The organism is Thermocrispum agreste DSM 44070, from assembly GCF_000427905.1.
In the GTDB taxonomy this organism is placed as follows: domain Bacteria; phylum Actinomycetota; class Actinomycetes; order Mycobacteriales; family Pseudonocardiaceae; genus Thermocrispum; species Thermocrispum agreste.
The window spans coordinates 269,319-283,926 of record NZ_ATYX01000006.1 but is presented as its reverse complement, the minus strand read 5'-3'; the positions used below and the strand labels follow the sequence as shown (position 1 = coordinate 283,926).

Here is a 14,608-nt window from a genome sequence, read left to right as displayed (position 1 = left end):
ACGATCACCGGCTGCGGCTTCTGCTCCTGCTCCTGCCCGCCGGCGCGTCCTTCTTGGCGTTGCCCGCACCGGCGTCCTTGGCGTCGTCCTTGTCGTCCCGGACGATCTCCAGGCTGATCTTGCCGCGCTGGTCGATGTCGGCGATCTCCACGCGGATCTTGTCGCCGACGTTCAGCACGTCCTCGACCTTGTCGATGCGCTTGCCGTTGCCCAGCTTGGAGATGTGCAGCAGGCCGTCCTTGCCCGGCAGCAGCGACACGAACGCACCGAACGCGGCCGTCTTGACCACCGTGCCCAGGTACCGCTCGCCCACCTTGGGCAGCTGCGGGTTGGCGATCGCGTTGATCTTGTCGATCGCCGCCTGGGCGGCGGCACCGTCGTTGGCGCCGACGTAGATGGTGCCGTCGTCCTCGATGGTGATCTCCGCGCCGGTCTCCTCGGTGATCGAGTTGATCATCTTGCCCTTCGGGCCGATGACCTCGCCGATCTTGTCCACCGGGATCTTCATCGTGGTGATGCGCGGCGCGTACGGGGACATCTCGTCCGGGCCGTCGATCGCCTCGGCCATCACGTCCAGGATGGTCAACCGCGCGTCCCTGGCCTGCTTCAGCGCCGCGGCCAGCACGTCCGACGGCAGGCCGTCCAGCTTGGTGTCCAGCTGCAGCGCGGTGATGAAGTCCCTGGTGCCCGCGACCTTGAAGTCCATGTCGCCGAACGCGTCCTCGGCACCCAGGATGTCGGTCAGCGCGACGTACTCGGTCCTGCCGTCCACCTCGCCGGAGACCAGGCCCATGGCGATACCGGCGACCGGGGCCTTCAGCGGGACGCCCGCGTTGAGCAGGCCCATGGTGGACGCGCACACCGACCCCATCGAGGTCGAGCCGTTGGAGCCCAGCGCCTCCGACACCTGCCGGATGGCGTACGGGAACTCGTCCCGCTTCGGCAACACCGGCACCAGCGCGCGCTCGGCCAGCATGCCGTGCCCGATCTCGCGCCGCTTCGGCGCACCGACCCGGCCGGTCTCTCCGGTGGAGAACGGCGGGAAGTTGTAGTGGTGCAGGTACCGCTTGGTGGTCTCCGGGGACAGCGAGTCGATCTGCTGCTCCAGGCTGAGCATGTTCAGCGTGGTGATGCCCAGGATCTGGGTCTCGCCGCGCTCGAACAGCGCCGAGCCGTGCGCCCGCGGCACCACGCCGACCTCGGCCGACAGCGACCGGATGTCGGTCGGGCCGCGGCCGTCGATGCGCACCTTGTCCCGCAGGATGCGCTCCCGGACCAGCTTCTTGGTCACCGCGCGGAACGCCGCGCCGACCTCCTTGTCGCGGCCCTCGAAGCGCTCGCCCTCACCGACGCCGATCTTCTCCAGCACCGCGGCCTTGATCTCGTCGATGGTGTTGTCGCGCTCCTGCTTGCCCGCGATGGTCAGCGCCCTGGCCAGATCCTCGGCGGCCAGCTCCTCCACCGCCTGGTAGACGTCGTCCTGGTAGGCCGGGTACAGCGGGAACTCGCTGGTCGGCTTGGCGGCCACGGCGGCGAGCGCCTGCTGCGCCTCGCACAGCACCCGGATGAACGGCTTGGCCGCGTCCAGGCCCTGCGCCACCACCTGCTCGGTCGGCGCGGTGGCGCCTTCGGCGATCAGGTCCAGCGTGTTGTCGGTGGCCTCGGCCTCGACCATCATGATCGCGACGTCCTCCGGCCCGTCACCGACGATGCGGCCGGCGACGACCATGTTGAACGTCGCCCGCTCCAGCTGGCTCCAGGTCGGGAAGGCCACCCACTGGTTGTCGATCAGCGCGACCCGGACGCCGCCGATCGGGCCGGAGAACGGCAGGCCTGCGATCTGGGTGGACGCCGACGCGGCGTTGATGGCCAGCACGTCGTACGGGTCGTCCGGGTGCAGGCTGGTCACCGTGACGATGATCTGGATCTCGTTGCGCAGCCCGTCGGCGAACGACGGGCGCAGCGGCCGGTCGATCAGCCGGCAGGTCAGGATCGCGTCGGTGGACGGCCTGCCCTCGCGGCGGAAGAACGCGCCGGGGATGCGGCCGACCGAGTACATCCGCTCCTCGACGTCGACGGTGAGCGGGAAGAAGTCGAAGTGTTCCTTGGGTTGCTTGGATGCCGTCGTCGCCGACAGCACCATGGTCTCGTCGTCCAGGTAGGCGACGACGGAACCGCCCGCCTGCTTGGCCAGCCGGCCGGTCTCGAACCGCACGCGGCGGGTTCCGAAAGAGCCGTTGTCGATGACGGCTTCCGTCTCGTGTACGACGGATTCGCTCATGGGGTTTGTCTCCTTGTCGATGTTCACGGCGGAGCCCGGGTGGGAATGCCGCCGCCGGGGTCCGCGCCGTCCACCTCCCACGGCGGTCCGCGCGCTCGAGTGACCCCTTCCGACAAGGCCGGTCTTCGATCGAAGTTCCCGGGCGTCTCCCGGCAACCACTACCGAGGACCGGCGACCGACGAGTCCTCGAACGCTGTGCGCTTCTCCCTTGTTGTGTGCTGAAGGGGAGCTCCGGGCTCCTCCGGCGCTCCCCTTCAGTGTCTCATCGGCGCAGGCCGAGACGTTGGATCAACGTCCGGTAGCGCTCGATGTCAACTCTCTTGAGGTAGTCAAGCAGCCGACGGCGGCGGCCGACCAGCAGCAGCAGGCCGCGCCGTGAGTGGTGGTCGTGCTTGTGCTCCTTCAGGTGCTCCGTGAGGTCGGTGATGCGCTTGGTCAGCAGCGCCACCTGTGCCTCCGGGGAGCCGGTGTCCTTCTCGTGCAGGCCGTACTCGGCCAGGATGGTCTTCTTCTCCTCGGTGGTCAGCGCCACGCGTCTTCTCCTCTGATGACGTACCGTGCCTGAATCTGCTGTCAGCGGGCGCAGTGCCCGCCGGTTCAGCCACCACGGACCGCAGCCAAACCAGCCATCAGCGTATCAGGCACCGCTGCCGACCACGCTGGGTAGCCCCGAATTGTCCTCGTGTTTCCGGTCACCGGCCGCTCGGGCGGTTTCCGTCACGGCTCACCCGCCGCTCTCCGATCACGCCCCGTCGACCAGCCTCCGGTACAGCCGCTCCAGCTCGCCGTCGCCGAAGCCGTGCCGGGCGAGCCAGCCGGCGGCGCCGCCGTAGTGCCGGTCGAGATGGTCGAGGAACGCTTCCATGGTCTCGCCGCGCGGCGTGTGCGCATCCACCGGCAGCCGGTCGATGTCGTGCGCGTACGTCGGGGTGGTACGCAGCCGGTCCAGCACCAGCTCGATGCGCTCGGCGGTCCGGGCGTAGTCCTGCACCACCGCCTCGGGCTCCACGCCCACCGCGGACAGGGTCAGCGCCACGACCGTGCCCGTGCGGTCCTTGCCCGCGGCGCAGTGCACCAGGGCGGCCCCGTCGGTATAGGCGATCTCCCGCACCGCCTGCACCACGTTCTCCGCCCGGTCCTCCAGGTAGCCCAGGTAGAGCCCGGTCATGAAGTTCGCGGGGTAGCGCGCGCGATTGCGTTCCCGGCGTCGCGCGGCCAGCGCCTCGGCGGCGACGTCGGTGTTGTCGCCCGCTTCCAGCAGCACGGACAGGTCCGCGTGGCGTACGCGGCCGTCGGCACGCAGCGGACCCGGCCCTTCCGAGGCGCGCTCGAAGTCGGTGCGCAGGTCCACCACCGTCCGCAGACCGTGCGTACCGACCAGCACCTTGATGTCGTTCTCGGTCAGGTCCTGCAGGTTGTCCGAGCGCAAGAGCCGGCGATACGCCACCTTCCGGCCGTCCGTGGTGGGCAAGCCGCCGACGTCTCGCGCGTTCACCGCGCCTTCCAGTTCGATCCACGTCACAGCATCCATTCTGCCGATCGCCGCCGAGAACAGCCGAGCGGCGTCGATCAGTCGATCGGCGGGCGGGAACTGGTCAGCGGACAGCGCGCCTGTGCGGTGTACCGGGCCCCGGCCGGGTGCAGTTCGCTGTTCAGCAGGACGACCTCCTCGGCCACCCATTCCGGGCCGCGATAGTCCGCCAATCCGTCCACCACCCGGCTCACCACACGCGGCAACCGGGATGCGCGCCAACGCGCCAGCGTCAAGTGCGGATGCCAGCGCCGCGCCTCCTTCACCACGCGTTCGTCCTCGGCTCCGGCTGCCCGGGCGATGGCGTGCAAGGCGTCCGCATCGCCGTCGACACCTGCCCACAGCACTCCGCGGAACCGGCCGGCACCGGCGAGCCGCAGCCGCACCGGGCCGTGCCCCCGCAGCCGCTCACGCAGCCACGCGCCGCGTTCCTCGGCTTGCGCCTCGGTGCAGGACCCGTAGAACGCCAGGGTGAGATGCCACGACTCGACACGCGTCCATCGCAGGGACGTGTCGCCCGACCGGTAGCGGTCGAGCGCCGCGGCAAGATGCTCCGCCACCCGCGGCGGCGGCACCACGGCGGCGAACAGCCTCACGCCGCCTGGCCACCGTCGTACTGTCCGGCGCGGCGCAGCAGATCGGCGATGGCCGGGAAGTCCTTCTCCAGCAGCTCGGCGGCCTTGACCAGGTTCTCGTCCTCGGCCACGTCCCGGATCGCGGCCAGCAGCGACGTGTCGTCCACCTCACCGGCGTAGACCGGCAGGTTGTCCCTGCCCACCGTCGGGTTGGAGTCGCGCACGTCGCGCATCGCTTCCTCGATCGCCTTCCGATCCCCGGAGGCGACACCCGGGGTGAGCACCTTCCGCTCCAGCATGATCATTCTGGCCAGCACCGCCGGATTGCCGATCTTGGCCCGGCGGCCGCTCATCACCTGGCTCAGCATCGGTGCGCTGATCCCCAGCACCTCGGCCAGATACGCCTGTGACACGTCGAAGGCGACGACCAGCCTGCGCAACCGGTCCCCCAGCGGCTCGCCGTACCACTTGCGCTGCCACTCGACGTTGCGCTGGATGATCTTCTGTTCGTCCATTACCCCTGTCCGCTCCCCTCGTTCGCGGCTGCAGGCACCGGATCGCGGCCACCGTGTTGCATCTTGCCGCATCCGCGGCGGCCGTGCGGCGTGTGCGGCCAGGTCACCCCCCATGCCGTCAGGCGCGACGGAGCACATCGCGAGTCCGCTCGACGTCGGCAGCCATCTGCGCCCGCAACGCGTCGATCGTGTCGAAGCGTTCCATGTCCCGCAGCCGGGCGACGAAGTCGAGCGACACGTGTTGTCCGTAGAAGTCCTCGTCGACGTCCAGCACGTAGGCCTCGACCCGGCGTTCCCTCCCGGAGAACGTCGGGTTGCTTCCCACGGACACGGCCGCGGGCAGCACCCTGTCCGGCCGCGACGTGGTGGTGAACCAGCACGAGTACACGCCGTCCGCGGGCACCGCGGCGTACCGCGGCGTCGACAGGTTCGCGGTCGGATACCCCAGCTCCCGGCCGCGGCCGTCGCCACGTACGACGATGCCGTCGATCCGGTGCGGGCGGCCCAGCGCCACCGCCGCGGCTTCGACGTCGCCGGCGTCGATGCAGGAACGCACGTAGGTCGACGAGAACGTGATCTCCCCGGTGACGTCCTTGCCGTCGGACTCGCCCAGCGATGCCCCCTGCAGCTCGGCGCTCTGCACCACGTAACCGAAGCGTTTGCCGAGCTGACGGAGCAGATCCACGTCACCTGCCGCCTTGGCGCCGAACCGGAAGTTCTCCCCCACCAGCACGACGGCGACGTGCAGCCGGTCCACCAGCACCTCGTGCACGAAGTCGGCGGCGGGCATGCGGGACAGCTCGAGCGTGAACGGCAGGACGCAGAACACGTCCACGCCCAGCTGCTCCATCAACTCCGCCTTGCGGCGCAGGGTGGTCAGCTGGGCCGGATGGCTGCCCGGCCGCAGGACCTCGGACGGATGCGGGTCGAACGTCAGCACCACCGACGGCAACCCGCGCTTGTGCGCCACGTCGACCGTGCGCCGGATCAGTTCCTGGTGGCCGCGGTGCACGCCGTCGAACACGCCGATGGTGACCACGCAGCGGCCCCAGTTGCCTGGCAGATCGTCCAGTCCTCGCCAACGCAGCACGAGTGCAGGTTAGCCGACGACCGCACGAGCGGTCCGGCGCTCCCCGCCTGCCTATGCCGGAGCCAGCACCACCAGGTACTTGGCGTGCCTGCCCCGATCCACGGCCAGCGCCAGCGCACGCCCCTGCTGGTCGACGATGCCGTAGGTGCCCTCGACTCCGGCGGCCGGGATCCGCTGGCCGTAGCGGACGGCCTTGGCCGCTGCGGCGCCGGCCTGCCGGATCGGGAACGCCGCGCGAACCGCCGCGTCCAGCGACAACGACAGCGTCGGGTGCTCCTCGAGCTCTTCCAGGGTGCGCGCGGCCGCCAGCCCGAACGGCCCGGCCTTGGTGCGCCGCAGCGCGGTCAGATGACCGCCCACGCCGAGCGCGGCACCGAGGTCGCGGGCCAGCGCACGCACGTAGGTGCCCGCTGAGCAGTCGACCTCGACATCGAGCTCCAGTCCGGTGCGCGAGCCGGGGCGGCGGGTACGGAGCAGGTCGAACCGGTGCACGGTGACCGGGCGGGCAGGCAGCTCGACCTGTTCGCCCGCACGTACCCGGGCGTAGGCGCGCTTGCCGTCCACCTTGACCGCGCTGACCGCCGACGGGACCTGCATGATCTCGCCGGTCAGGGCGGCGATGCCTGCGCCGATCTGCTCGTCGGTGATCTTGCGCACCGCGGCGGGATCCGCGGCCGAGACGATCTCCCCCTCGGCGTCCTCGGTGGTCGTGGCCGCCCCGAGCGCGATGGTCGCGCGGTAGGTCTTGCGGTCCAGCGACAAATGGCCGAGCAGCTTGGTCGCCCGCTCGATGCCGACGACCAGCACGCCGGTCGCCATCGGGTCCAGCGTCCCGGCGTGCCCGACTTTCCGGGTGCCGAAAATGCGCCGCATCCTGGCCACGACGTCGTGCGACGTCATGCCGGCGGGTTTGTCGACGATCACCAGGCCGGGGTCCATGACGCCGACTCTAGCCACGGGCGCCTGCCCGTGGCGCGGCAGCCGCCTACCGCAGCCCCGTCATCGAGCTCACGGCACGGAACCGCGCCTGCGCGCCGTGCGTGATCATCGTCAGCGACGGATCCTCGTCGCGCCGGGGCTTGATGCGCCGGGTGACGTCGTCCACGCGCCGGGTGATCGCCTCGTCGAGCTGCTCCCGCGGCAGCTCCACCGTGGCCAGCTCGCTGCCCACCGGGCGCAGCGAGCGCGCCGCCATCTGCCGGGCAGGCCGCACGGGCTCGCGCACCGGCGGGCGGTCGTGACGGGCGGGAAACTCGTGGCGGGCCGGTTCGCGGACGGGCCGGGCGGGCAGTTCCCGGCGCTGCGGCCGGCGCGCGGCCGGGGAGGGCTCGCGCCGACGCGACGGCCCGCTGGCCCTCTCGCCGGTGCCGACAGTGGCAGGAGCGGAAACCTTCCCGGACATGGCGGGCTTGCGGGTAGCCCCGGACGTAGCGGGCTTGCGGGCGGCAACCTGCTTCCGGCCGGGCTTGCCTGCCTCGGCAACCTTCCGGTCGGCCTTGCCGACCTTGACCGTCTTCCGGCCGGCCTTGCCGGCCTCGACCGGCCTCAGGTCGGCCCTGCTGGCCTCGCAGGCCTGCAGGTAGCTGGTCATCTTGGCGCGCGCCGCCGCCTTGCGCCGTTCTTCCTGCCTACTGCGCTGCCACCACCACACGCATGCGGCGATGGGCGCCAGCGCCATCACCATGACCAGCGGCACGAGCCAGTTCATGACCTCTCACCAGTGTTTGCCACGATCCCCCAGCGTTACCCTTTCGAGACCGAAAAGCTATGCGATCGCACCCGCCTGGTCAATGCCCGCGAGCGGCCGATCCGGCCGAAAAGCCTCCTCCGTTACCCCGAAGCACGCAACCTCCGAGCGTAGGCCGCCGGAGTCATGCCCTTCCAGCGGCGGAACGCGGCGATGAAGCTGGTCGCTTCGGCGTATCCCAGCCGGATCGCCACGTCGGAGACCGACAGCGCCCCGGTGGCCAGCAGCTCCTCGGCCAATGCCTCACGGACCTCGTCGCGTAGCTCACGATAGCTGGTGCCGTCCTCGGCGAGGCGCCGGCGCAGGGTACGCACGCTGATGTGCAGGTCGCGGGCCACCGCTTCCATGCCCGCGTCGATTCCCGCCTCGAGCGCGCCGAGCCGCAGCAGACGGGCCCGCACCTGCTGGGACAACCCGGTGCGGGCACGCTTGCGCGCGACCAGCTCGCGGCACACCGCCTCGCACTCGGCGACGGTCCGTGGGTCTGCCTTCGGCAGCGGACGGTCCAGCAGCGCGCCGTCCAGGTAGCCGACGTTGTCCCTGGCGCCGAACTCCGGCCGCACCCCGAGCACGTCGCGATACGCCGCCAGCTCCCCCTCCGGTGGCGCCGGGAACCGGAAGCGCTGACTGAGCAGGCCGACCGGTTCGGTCAGCAGTTCGCGCAGCACCGTGAAGATGGCCGCGATGTCCCGTTCCACGGCGAAGCGCCGGACGTCCTCCGGCACGTCGTCGTCACGCAGCTCCAGGCGCAGCCGCCCGTCGGTGATCTCCACGACCGGGATGGCGAAGGCGAAGCTCAAGTCCCAGTAGCGCAGCGCGAAGCTGATCACGTCGCGCAGGGTCTGGCTGCTCAGGCAGGCGAATCCGAAGATGCCGAACGTGCTCAGCCGGTACCGCCTGCCCACCTCGATGCCCAGCGCCTGCCGGTGGCCGAGCCGGCGCACCAGGTTGCGCACCACGGCCAGCTCCTGGTGGGCGTCGATCTGGGTGCCCGGGTCGGTCGCCGCGGCAGGGGTGATGCCGCTGCCGTGCAGCACGTCCTCCATCGGCACGCCGTGCTCGGCGGCGAACCGCGCCATCAGCGCGACGCTCGCCGCCCCGCGCGGGAAGGTCCACGCGGTCACGGCAGGCCTGGTCGCGACACCGGGCGTCAGGCCGGCATCCGGCTGAGTGACCATGGCCGGAATTATGGATCGGTTCGCCGGGCGGCGACATACCGTGCTGCCATGACCACACCCGGGGTGACGAGCACAACACCCGATCCGCGTACCGGCCCGGGCCACCACGAACGCACCACGGTGGCCATCGTGGGCACCGGGTTCGGAGGATTGGCGATGGCGCTGGAACTGCAGCGGCACGGATTCACCGACTTCCTGCTGCTGGAGAAGGGCGACGACGTCGGTGGCGTGTGGCGCGAGAACACCTACCCGGGGGCGGCCTGCGACATCCCCTCCCCCTACTACTCGCTGTCGTACGAGCCGAACCCGGAATGGTCGTCCCGGTTCTCCCCGCAGGCGGAAATCCAGCAGTACATGCGGCGCCTGGTGGACAAGTACCGGCTGTGGCCGAAAATCCGCTTCGGCTGCGAGGTCACCAGCGCCTCGTTCGACGAGTCCAGTGGCACCTGGCGAATCGAGGCCGGCGACCGGACGGTCGTGGCGAACGTTTTCGTGCCCGCCACCGGCCAGCTGTCCCGGCCGAAACTGCCGGACATCCCCGGCCTGACCGACTTCGCCGGTACCTGGTTCCACTCCGCGCAGTGGAACCACGACGCCGACCTGACCGGCAAGCGCGTGGCCGTGGTGGGCACGGGTGCGAGCGCGGTCCAGTTCGTGCCCGCCATCCAGCCGAAGGTCGCGCACCTGACGGTGTTCCAGCGTTCGGCGCCGTGGATCCTGCCCCGGCCGGAGGTGCAGTACCGGCGGTGGCACCACAAGCTGTTCAAGCGGGTGCCGCCGATCCGGCTGGCCGAACGGTTCGGATTCTGGCTGCTGTGCGAGGTGATCTCCCTCGGCCTGGTGGACGCACCGTGGATGCGCCCGCTGATCAGCCAGATTTCGCTGCACAAGCTGCGCAAGGAGGTCCCGGATCCGCATCTGCGGGCCAAGCTCACCCCGGACTACGCGGTGGGCTGCAAACGCGGCCTGTTCTCCAACGACTACCTGCCCACGTTCAGCAAGCCGAACGTCGACCTGGTCACCACCCGGATCGAGCGGGTGGAGCCGAACGGCGTGCGCACGTCCGACGGCCGGCTGCACGAAGCGGACGTGATCATCTACGGCACCGGGTTCCGCGCGTCGGAGTTCCTCGGCCCGATGTCCGTGCGGGGCGTGGCAGGCCGTGATCTCGCCGAGGTCTGGCGCGACGGCGCCTTCGCGTACAAGGGCATGACCGTGCCCGGCTTTCCGAACATGTTCCTGATGTACGGCCCGAACACCAACCTCGGCTGCGGCTCGATCATCTACATGCTGGAGACCCAGGCCCGCTACATCGCCCAGGCGATCCGGGAGGTGGCCAGGCAGCCGGGCGTCGCCTTCGACGTGCGCGAGGACGTCTGCGACGAGTACAACCGCGCGCTGCAGCGCAGGCTGGACCGCTCGGTGTGGACGCTGTGTTCCAGCTGGTACCGCAACGCCTCCGGGCGTGTCACCAACAACTGGCCGGGCACGGTGAGCGCCTACCGGCTGACCGCTCGCCGCTGGCATCCCGAGGACTACCGCACGTTGCTGCCCACTCGATCCACAGAAGGGGTGACGGTATGACGTTCGACTACGACGTGCTGGTCATCGGCTCAGGCTTCGGCGGCAGCGTGGCGGCGTTGCGGCTGACCGAGAAGGGCTACCGGGTCGGCGTGCTCGAGGCGGGCAAGCGCTGGGAACCGGAGGACCTGCCGAAGTCGAACTGGAACCTGCGCAAGTCGATCTGGGCGCCGAAGCTGGGCCTGTTCGGCCCGCAGCGCATCAGCATTCTGGGCAAGTGCCTGGTGTTCAGCGGCGCGGGCGTCGGCGGCGGCTCGCTGATCTACGGCAACACACTCTACGAGCCGCTGGAACCGTTCTTCCGGGACAAGCAGTGGGCGCACATCACCGACTGGCGCGCCGAGCTCAAGCCGTACTACGACCAGGCCAAGCGCATGCTGGGGGTGACCACCAACCCGAAGCTGACCCCCGCCGACGAGGTCGTGCGCGAAGTGGCCGAGGACATCGGCGTGGGCGACACGTTCCACCCCACCGACGTCGGTGTGTTCTTCAACGAGGACAAGCCCGGCGTGGAGGTCGACGACCCCTATTTCGGCGGGGCAGGCCCGCGCCGCGCCGGGTGCATCCACTGCGCGCGGTGCCTGACCGGCTGCCCGCACAACGCCAAGAACACCCTCACCCGGAACTACCTCTACCTCGCCGAGGCCAATGGGGCGGTGGTCCATCCGCTCACCACCGCGACCGCGGTCCGGCCGCTGCCCGGCGGGGGATACGAGGTACACACCAGAAGATCCAACGGCAAGCTGCGCAAGGGCAAGCGGGTGTTCACCGCCGAGCAGGTGGTGTTCGCCGCCGCCGCGCTCGGCACCCAGCAGCTGCTGCTGCAGATGAAGAGCAACGGCATGCTGCCCAACCTCTCCCCGCGGCTGGGGCACCTGACGCGCAGCAACTCCGAGGCGATCATCAACGTGGCGTCCCGTAAGCGGCACGACTTCGCCGAGGGCATCGCGATCACCTCGTCGATCCACCCGGAACCGAACACGCACCTGGAGGTGTGCCACTACGGCAAGGGGCAGAATGCGCTGTTCCCGATGACCGTGCCGATGGTCGACGGCGGGGCGTTCCGGTTCCTGCGGTTCCTGCTCGCGATCGTCCGCAAACCGGGCGCGTTCCTGCGCAGCCTGAACGCCCGGCGGGCGTCCGAGCGGTCGGTGATCCTGCTGTTCATGCAGTCGCTGGACAACTCGCTGCAGGCCTACCTCAAGCGCGGGCGGCTGCGCACCCGGCAGGGCACTGGCGAGCCGAACCCGACGTGGATCCCGCTGGCCCACGACATCGCCCGGCGCTTCGCGGAGAAGGTGGACGGTGATCCGCAGGGGTTGTTCACCGACGTGGTCAACATCCCGGCGACGGCGCACTACATCGGCGGCTGCCCGATCGGCGCCACCCCGGAGGAAGGCGTGGTCGACCCCTACCAGCGCGTCTTCGGCCATCCCGGCTTGCACGTGGTGGACGGGTCGGCGATCTCCGCCAACCTCGGGGTCAATCCGTCGCTGACCATCACCGCGCAGGCCGAGCGGGCGATGGCGTTCTGGCCGAACAAGGGCGAGCAGGATCCTCGGCCGCCCCTGGGTGCCGGGTACCGGAAGATCGAGCCGGTGGCCCCGAAGAACCCGGTGGTGCCGGAGGAAGCCCCGGGCGCCTTGCGGCTGCCGCTGCAGAAGGCGTGAGCGGCCCGGTCGCGGCGCCGGGCCCGTTCAGCGCTCGGCGCCGACGACCGCCCAACGCCCGGACCGCCAGCGCGCCGTCACCGCGATCAGCCGCAGCAGCATGAACGCCGCCAGCCCGGTCCAGATGCCTGCCAGCCCCCAGCCGAAGCGCAGCGACAGCCAGATCAGTGGCAGGAACCCGAGCAGCGCGCTGCCCAGCGTGGCGTTCCGCAGGAACTTCGCGTCACCGGCGCCGAGCAGTACCCCGTCCAGCGCGAACACCACCCCGGCGACCGGTTGCAGCAGCACGAAGAACCACCATGCCCCTGGCACCTCGGCCAGCACCCCGGCGTCGGATGTGAACACCTTCGGCAGGACGCCGTGCACGGACGCGAACACCACCAGCAGGACGCACCCGAACACCAGGCCGTAGCCGGTGATCTGCCTGGACAGCTGGCGCGCCCGGTCGGCGGCGTGCGCACCGAGCGCGGCCCCGACGAGCGACTGGGCGGCGATGGCCAGCGAGTCGAGCACCAGCCCCAGGAACGTCCACAGCTGCAGGACGATCTGGTGCGCACCCACTGCTTCGGCGGACGCTCGCGCCGCGACCGCCGCGGCCGACAGGAAGCACGCCTGGAACGACAAGCTGCGCAGCACCAGGTCACGGCCGAGCACCAGCTGCGCTCGCATGACCTTCGGCTGCGGCCGAAGCGGCACGCGTTCCCTGATCAGCGCGCGCAGGAACAACCCGGCACTGATGATCTGGGCGATCACGTTCGCCACCGCCGAGCCCTCCAGGCCCCAGCCCACGCCGTACACCAGCACCGGGCAGAGCACGGCGGAGATCCCGTTGCCCGCGAGCACGTAGTACAGGGGGCGTTTGGCGTCCTGCACGCCGCGCATCCAGCCGTTGCCCGCCATGGTCACCAAGATCAGCGGAGCGCCGAACAGCGCGATGCGCAGCCAGGACACCGCGTTGCGGGCGATGTCGTCGTCACCGGCCAGCGCGTGCGCGATGGGTTCGGCGAGCAGCTGGCCCAGGACGAGAACCACGGCGCCGACGGCAAGCGCCAGCCACGTCGCCTGGACGCCTTCGGCCACCGCGTCGGCCCGGCGGCCGGCACCGTGCAGCCGCGCGGTCCGGGCCGTCGTCCCGTACGACAGGAACGTCAGCTGTGCGGACACCTGGGCCAGCACCACTCCGCCGACCGCCAGTCCGGCCAGCGGGAGCGCGCCCAGGTGCCCCACCACCGCGGTGTCGACCAGCACGTAAAGCGGCTCGGCGGTCAGGACGCCAAAGGCGGGGACGGCGAGCCGGAAGACTTCGCGCGCGCTCACCGGCTCTCCAACAGCGGAGCGTCGGACAGCGCGGCCAGCAGCGTCTCGATGCATTGCTCCGGCTCACCCTCCAGCCGGCAGCCCGCGGCCAGGTGATGGCCTCCCCCGCCGAGCGTGCGCGCCACGGCCGCGACGTTCACCGCACGCTTCGCTCGCAGCGACACCGACCACTGCCGCACACCGGCATGCGGCCGCCGCTCCTTGAGGACGAACGCGACCTCGGCCTCCGACGTCGACCGGAGAACGTCGATGACGCTTTCCACCTCCTCCACACGCACATCGCGTGCCACATCCAGGTCTACGACCGCATGCACGACGCCGAGGCCGCGTGCCGCCGCGGCCTCCAGCCGGGCGCCAGCCAGTACCCGGGACAGCATCGGCAGCCATGCGAACGGGCGGTCGTCCAGCAGGACACGGCCCTGTTCGTCCGGGTCGGCCCCGGCCGCGACCAGCCGCGCCGCGATGCGGTGGGTCTGCGGCGTCGCCCGCCGGAACGACGACGTGTCGGTCAGCAAGCCCGCGTACAAGCCGCGCGCCACCGGCTCGGTCAGCGGAAGATTCATGGCGTCGAGCACGCGCAGCGCGACGACCGCGCTCGCCTCGGCACCGGGGTCCACCACGTTGTGCGTGCCGTAGAACATATTGGAAGCGTGGTGGTCGATCACCACGACGGCTCCTCCCGAGGAGGCGGTGCGCTCCACCCGGGCGCCCAGCCAGCCGAGCCTGGCGATGCTCGGGGTGTCGACCGCGACCAGCACACGATCGGTCGGCGGCAGATCGTCCGGCCGGACCAGCAACCCGGCGACATCCAGCCCGCGCAACGTCTCCGGCACGTCGTCCGGCTCCGCGAAGCTGACCCGCACCGACACCCCGGCATCATGCAGCGCATGGCCGAGCGCCAGCGCCGTGCCCAACGCATCGGCATCCGGGTCGATGTGGCCGAGCAGAGTCACCTCGCCCGACGGCACTTGCTCCGCCAGCACCCGCGCGGCCGCGGCAACACTCCGGTCGTGTGCGGCCGATTCCGCCTCCGGTGGCTCCCCTTCACTGTTGCTGGAGTGACTGAGGTTCACACGAGCAAGCTACGTGGTCGCCCCGACGATCAGCGCGGGCACTACCATC

The 14,608-nt window shown here is 70.5% G+C and carries 13 protein-coding genes; 2 read left to right on the top strand and 11 right to left on the bottom strand.

Features of this window, described 5'->3' with window-relative positions; genetic code table 11:
* Nucleotides 1-4: 4 nt before the first annotated feature.
* The 9 genes from YWY_RS0103550 to YWY_RS0103510 form a co-directional block, all read right to left on the bottom strand.
* Nucleotides 5-2,281 (bottom strand): polyribonucleotide nucleotidyltransferase, encoded by a 2,277-nt coding sequence (locus tag YWY_RS0103550; protein WP_028846489.1) that lies wholly within the window; start codon nucleotides 2,279-2,281, stop codon nucleotides 5-7.
* A 263-nt stretch (nucleotides 2,282-2,544) separates the two neighbouring features.
* On the bottom strand, nucleotides 2,545-2,814 hold the full coding sequence (gene rpsO / locus YWY_RS0103545) for a 30S ribosomal protein S15 (protein WP_028846488.1): 270 nt from the start codon (nucleotides 2,812-2,814) through the stop codon (nucleotides 2,545-2,547).
* Nucleotides 2,815-3,024: 210 nt separating this feature from the next.
* Nucleotides 3,025-3,813, bottom strand: coding sequence for a tyrosine-protein phosphatase (locus YWY_RS0103540; RefSeq protein WP_342665088.1), 789 nt, complete (start codon nucleotides 3,811-3,813; stop codon nucleotides 3,025-3,027).
* Between the two features lie 38 nt (nucleotides 3,814-3,851).
* Nucleotides 3,852-4,409, bottom strand: a complete 558-nt coding sequence (gene thpR / locus YWY_RS20090; protein ID WP_051309627.1) for an RNA 2',3'-cyclic phosphodiesterase — start codon at nucleotides 4,407-4,409, stop codon at nucleotides 3,852-3,854.
* The gene (locus YWY_RS0103530; RefSeq protein ID WP_028846486.1) at nucleotides 4,406-4,903 is read right to left on the bottom strand and encodes a helix-turn-helix domain-containing protein; all 498 of its coding nucleotides are present in this window, start codon (nucleotides 4,901-4,903) and stop codon (nucleotides 4,406-4,408) included. The genes thpR and YWY_RS0103530 overlap by 4 nt, the downstream gene beginning before the upstream one ends.
* A gap of 118 nt (nucleotides 4,904-5,021) precedes the next feature.
* A complete protein-coding gene (locus YWY_RS0103525) occupies nucleotides 5,022-5,993 on the bottom strand; it encodes a bifunctional riboflavin kinase/FAD synthetase (protein WP_084608875.1) in 972 nt (323 codons plus the stop codon).
* A gap of 51 nt (nucleotides 5,994-6,044) precedes the next feature.
* Entirely contained in the window at nucleotides 6,045-6,932 is an 888-nt protein-coding gene (gene truB / locus YWY_RS0103520) for a tRNA pseudouridine(55) synthase TruB (RefSeq protein WP_051309626.1), read from the bottom strand.
* A gap of 46 nt (nucleotides 6,933-6,978) precedes the next feature.
* A complete protein-coding gene (locus tag YWY_RS0103515) occupies nucleotides 6,979-7,701 on the bottom strand; it encodes a hypothetical protein (protein WP_028846483.1) in 723 nt (240 codons plus the stop codon).
* 122 nt (nucleotides 7,702-7,823) lie between these two features.
* Complete coding sequence (locus tag YWY_RS0103510) at nucleotides 7,824-8,918, bottom strand: AraC family transcriptional regulator (RefSeq protein WP_051309623.1); 1,095 nt, start codon at nucleotides 8,916-8,918, stop codon at nucleotides 7,824-7,826.
* 48 nt (nucleotides 8,919-8,966) lie between these two features.
* Here YWY_RS0103510 and YWY_RS0103505 point away from each other — a divergent pair, with 48 nt between their 5' ends.
* Nucleotides 8,967-10,502 (top strand): flavin-containing monooxygenase, encoded by a 1,536-nt coding sequence (locus tag YWY_RS0103505; protein WP_084608874.1) that lies wholly within the window; start codon nucleotides 8,967-8,969, stop codon nucleotides 10,500-10,502.
* Nucleotides 10,499-12,169 (top strand): GMC oxidoreductase, encoded by a 1,671-nt coding sequence (locus YWY_RS0103500; protein ID WP_028846480.1) that lies wholly within the window; start codon nucleotides 10,499-10,501, stop codon nucleotides 12,167-12,169. The genes YWY_RS0103505 and YWY_RS0103500 overlap by 4 nt, the downstream gene beginning before the upstream one ends.
* A 27-nt stretch (nucleotides 12,170-12,196) precedes the next feature.
* Here YWY_RS0103500 and YWY_RS0103495 read toward each other — a convergent pair whose 3' ends face one another.
* Both YWY_RS0103495 and YWY_RS0103490 read right to left on the bottom strand, forming a co-directional pair.
* The gene (locus YWY_RS0103495) at nucleotides 12,197-13,540 is read right to left on the bottom strand and encodes an MATE family efflux transporter (RefSeq protein WP_038044357.1); all 1,344 of its coding nucleotides are present in this window, start codon (nucleotides 13,538-13,540) and stop codon (nucleotides 12,197-12,199) included.
* The gene (locus YWY_RS0103490; RefSeq protein ID WP_028846478.1) at nucleotides 13,483-14,469 is read right to left on the bottom strand and encodes a DHH family phosphoesterase; all 987 of its coding nucleotides are present in this window, start codon (nucleotides 14,467-14,469) and stop codon (nucleotides 13,483-13,485) included. The genes YWY_RS0103495 and YWY_RS0103490 overlap by 58 nt, the downstream gene beginning before the upstream one ends.
* Between the last annotated feature and the right edge of the window lie 139 nt (nucleotides 14,470-14,608).

Bases quoted from the DNA above. Each gene is read 5' to 3' on its own strand.
- YWY_RS0103550 (WP_028846489.1), bottom strand. From the start codon at position 2,281: ATGAGCGAATCCGTCGTACACGAGACGGAAGCCGTCATCGACAACGGC.
- YWY_RS0103540 (WP_342665088.1), bottom strand. From the start codon at position 3,813: ATGGATGCTGTGACGTGGATCGAACTGGAAGGCGCGGTGAACGCGCGA.
- YWY_RS0103530 (WP_028846486.1), bottom strand. From the start codon at position 4,903: ATGGACGAACAGAAGATCATCCAGCGCAACGTCGAGTGGCAGCGCAAG.
- truB (WP_051309626.1), bottom strand. From the start codon at position 6,932: ATGGACCCCGGCCTGGTGATCGTCGACAAACCCGCCGGCATGACGTCG.
- YWY_RS0103515 (WP_028846483.1), bottom strand. From the start codon at position 7,701: ATGAACTGGCTCGTGCCGCTGGTCATGGTGATGGCGCTGGCGCCCATC.
- YWY_RS0103510 (WP_051309623.1), bottom strand. From the start codon at position 8,918: ATGGTCACTCAGCCGGATGCCGGCCTGACGCCCGGTGTCGCGACCAGG.
- YWY_RS0103505 (WP_084608874.1), top strand. From the start codon at position 8,967: ATGACCACACCCGGGGTGACGAGCACAACACCCGATCCGCGTACCGGC.
- YWY_RS0103500 (WP_028846480.1), top strand. From the start codon at position 10,499: ATGACGTTCGACTACGACGTGCTGGTCATCGGCTCAGGCTTCGGCGGC.
- YWY_RS0103495 (WP_038044357.1), bottom strand. From the start codon at position 13,540: ATGCATCGAGACGCTGCTGGCCGCGCTGTCCGACGCTCCGCTGTTGGA.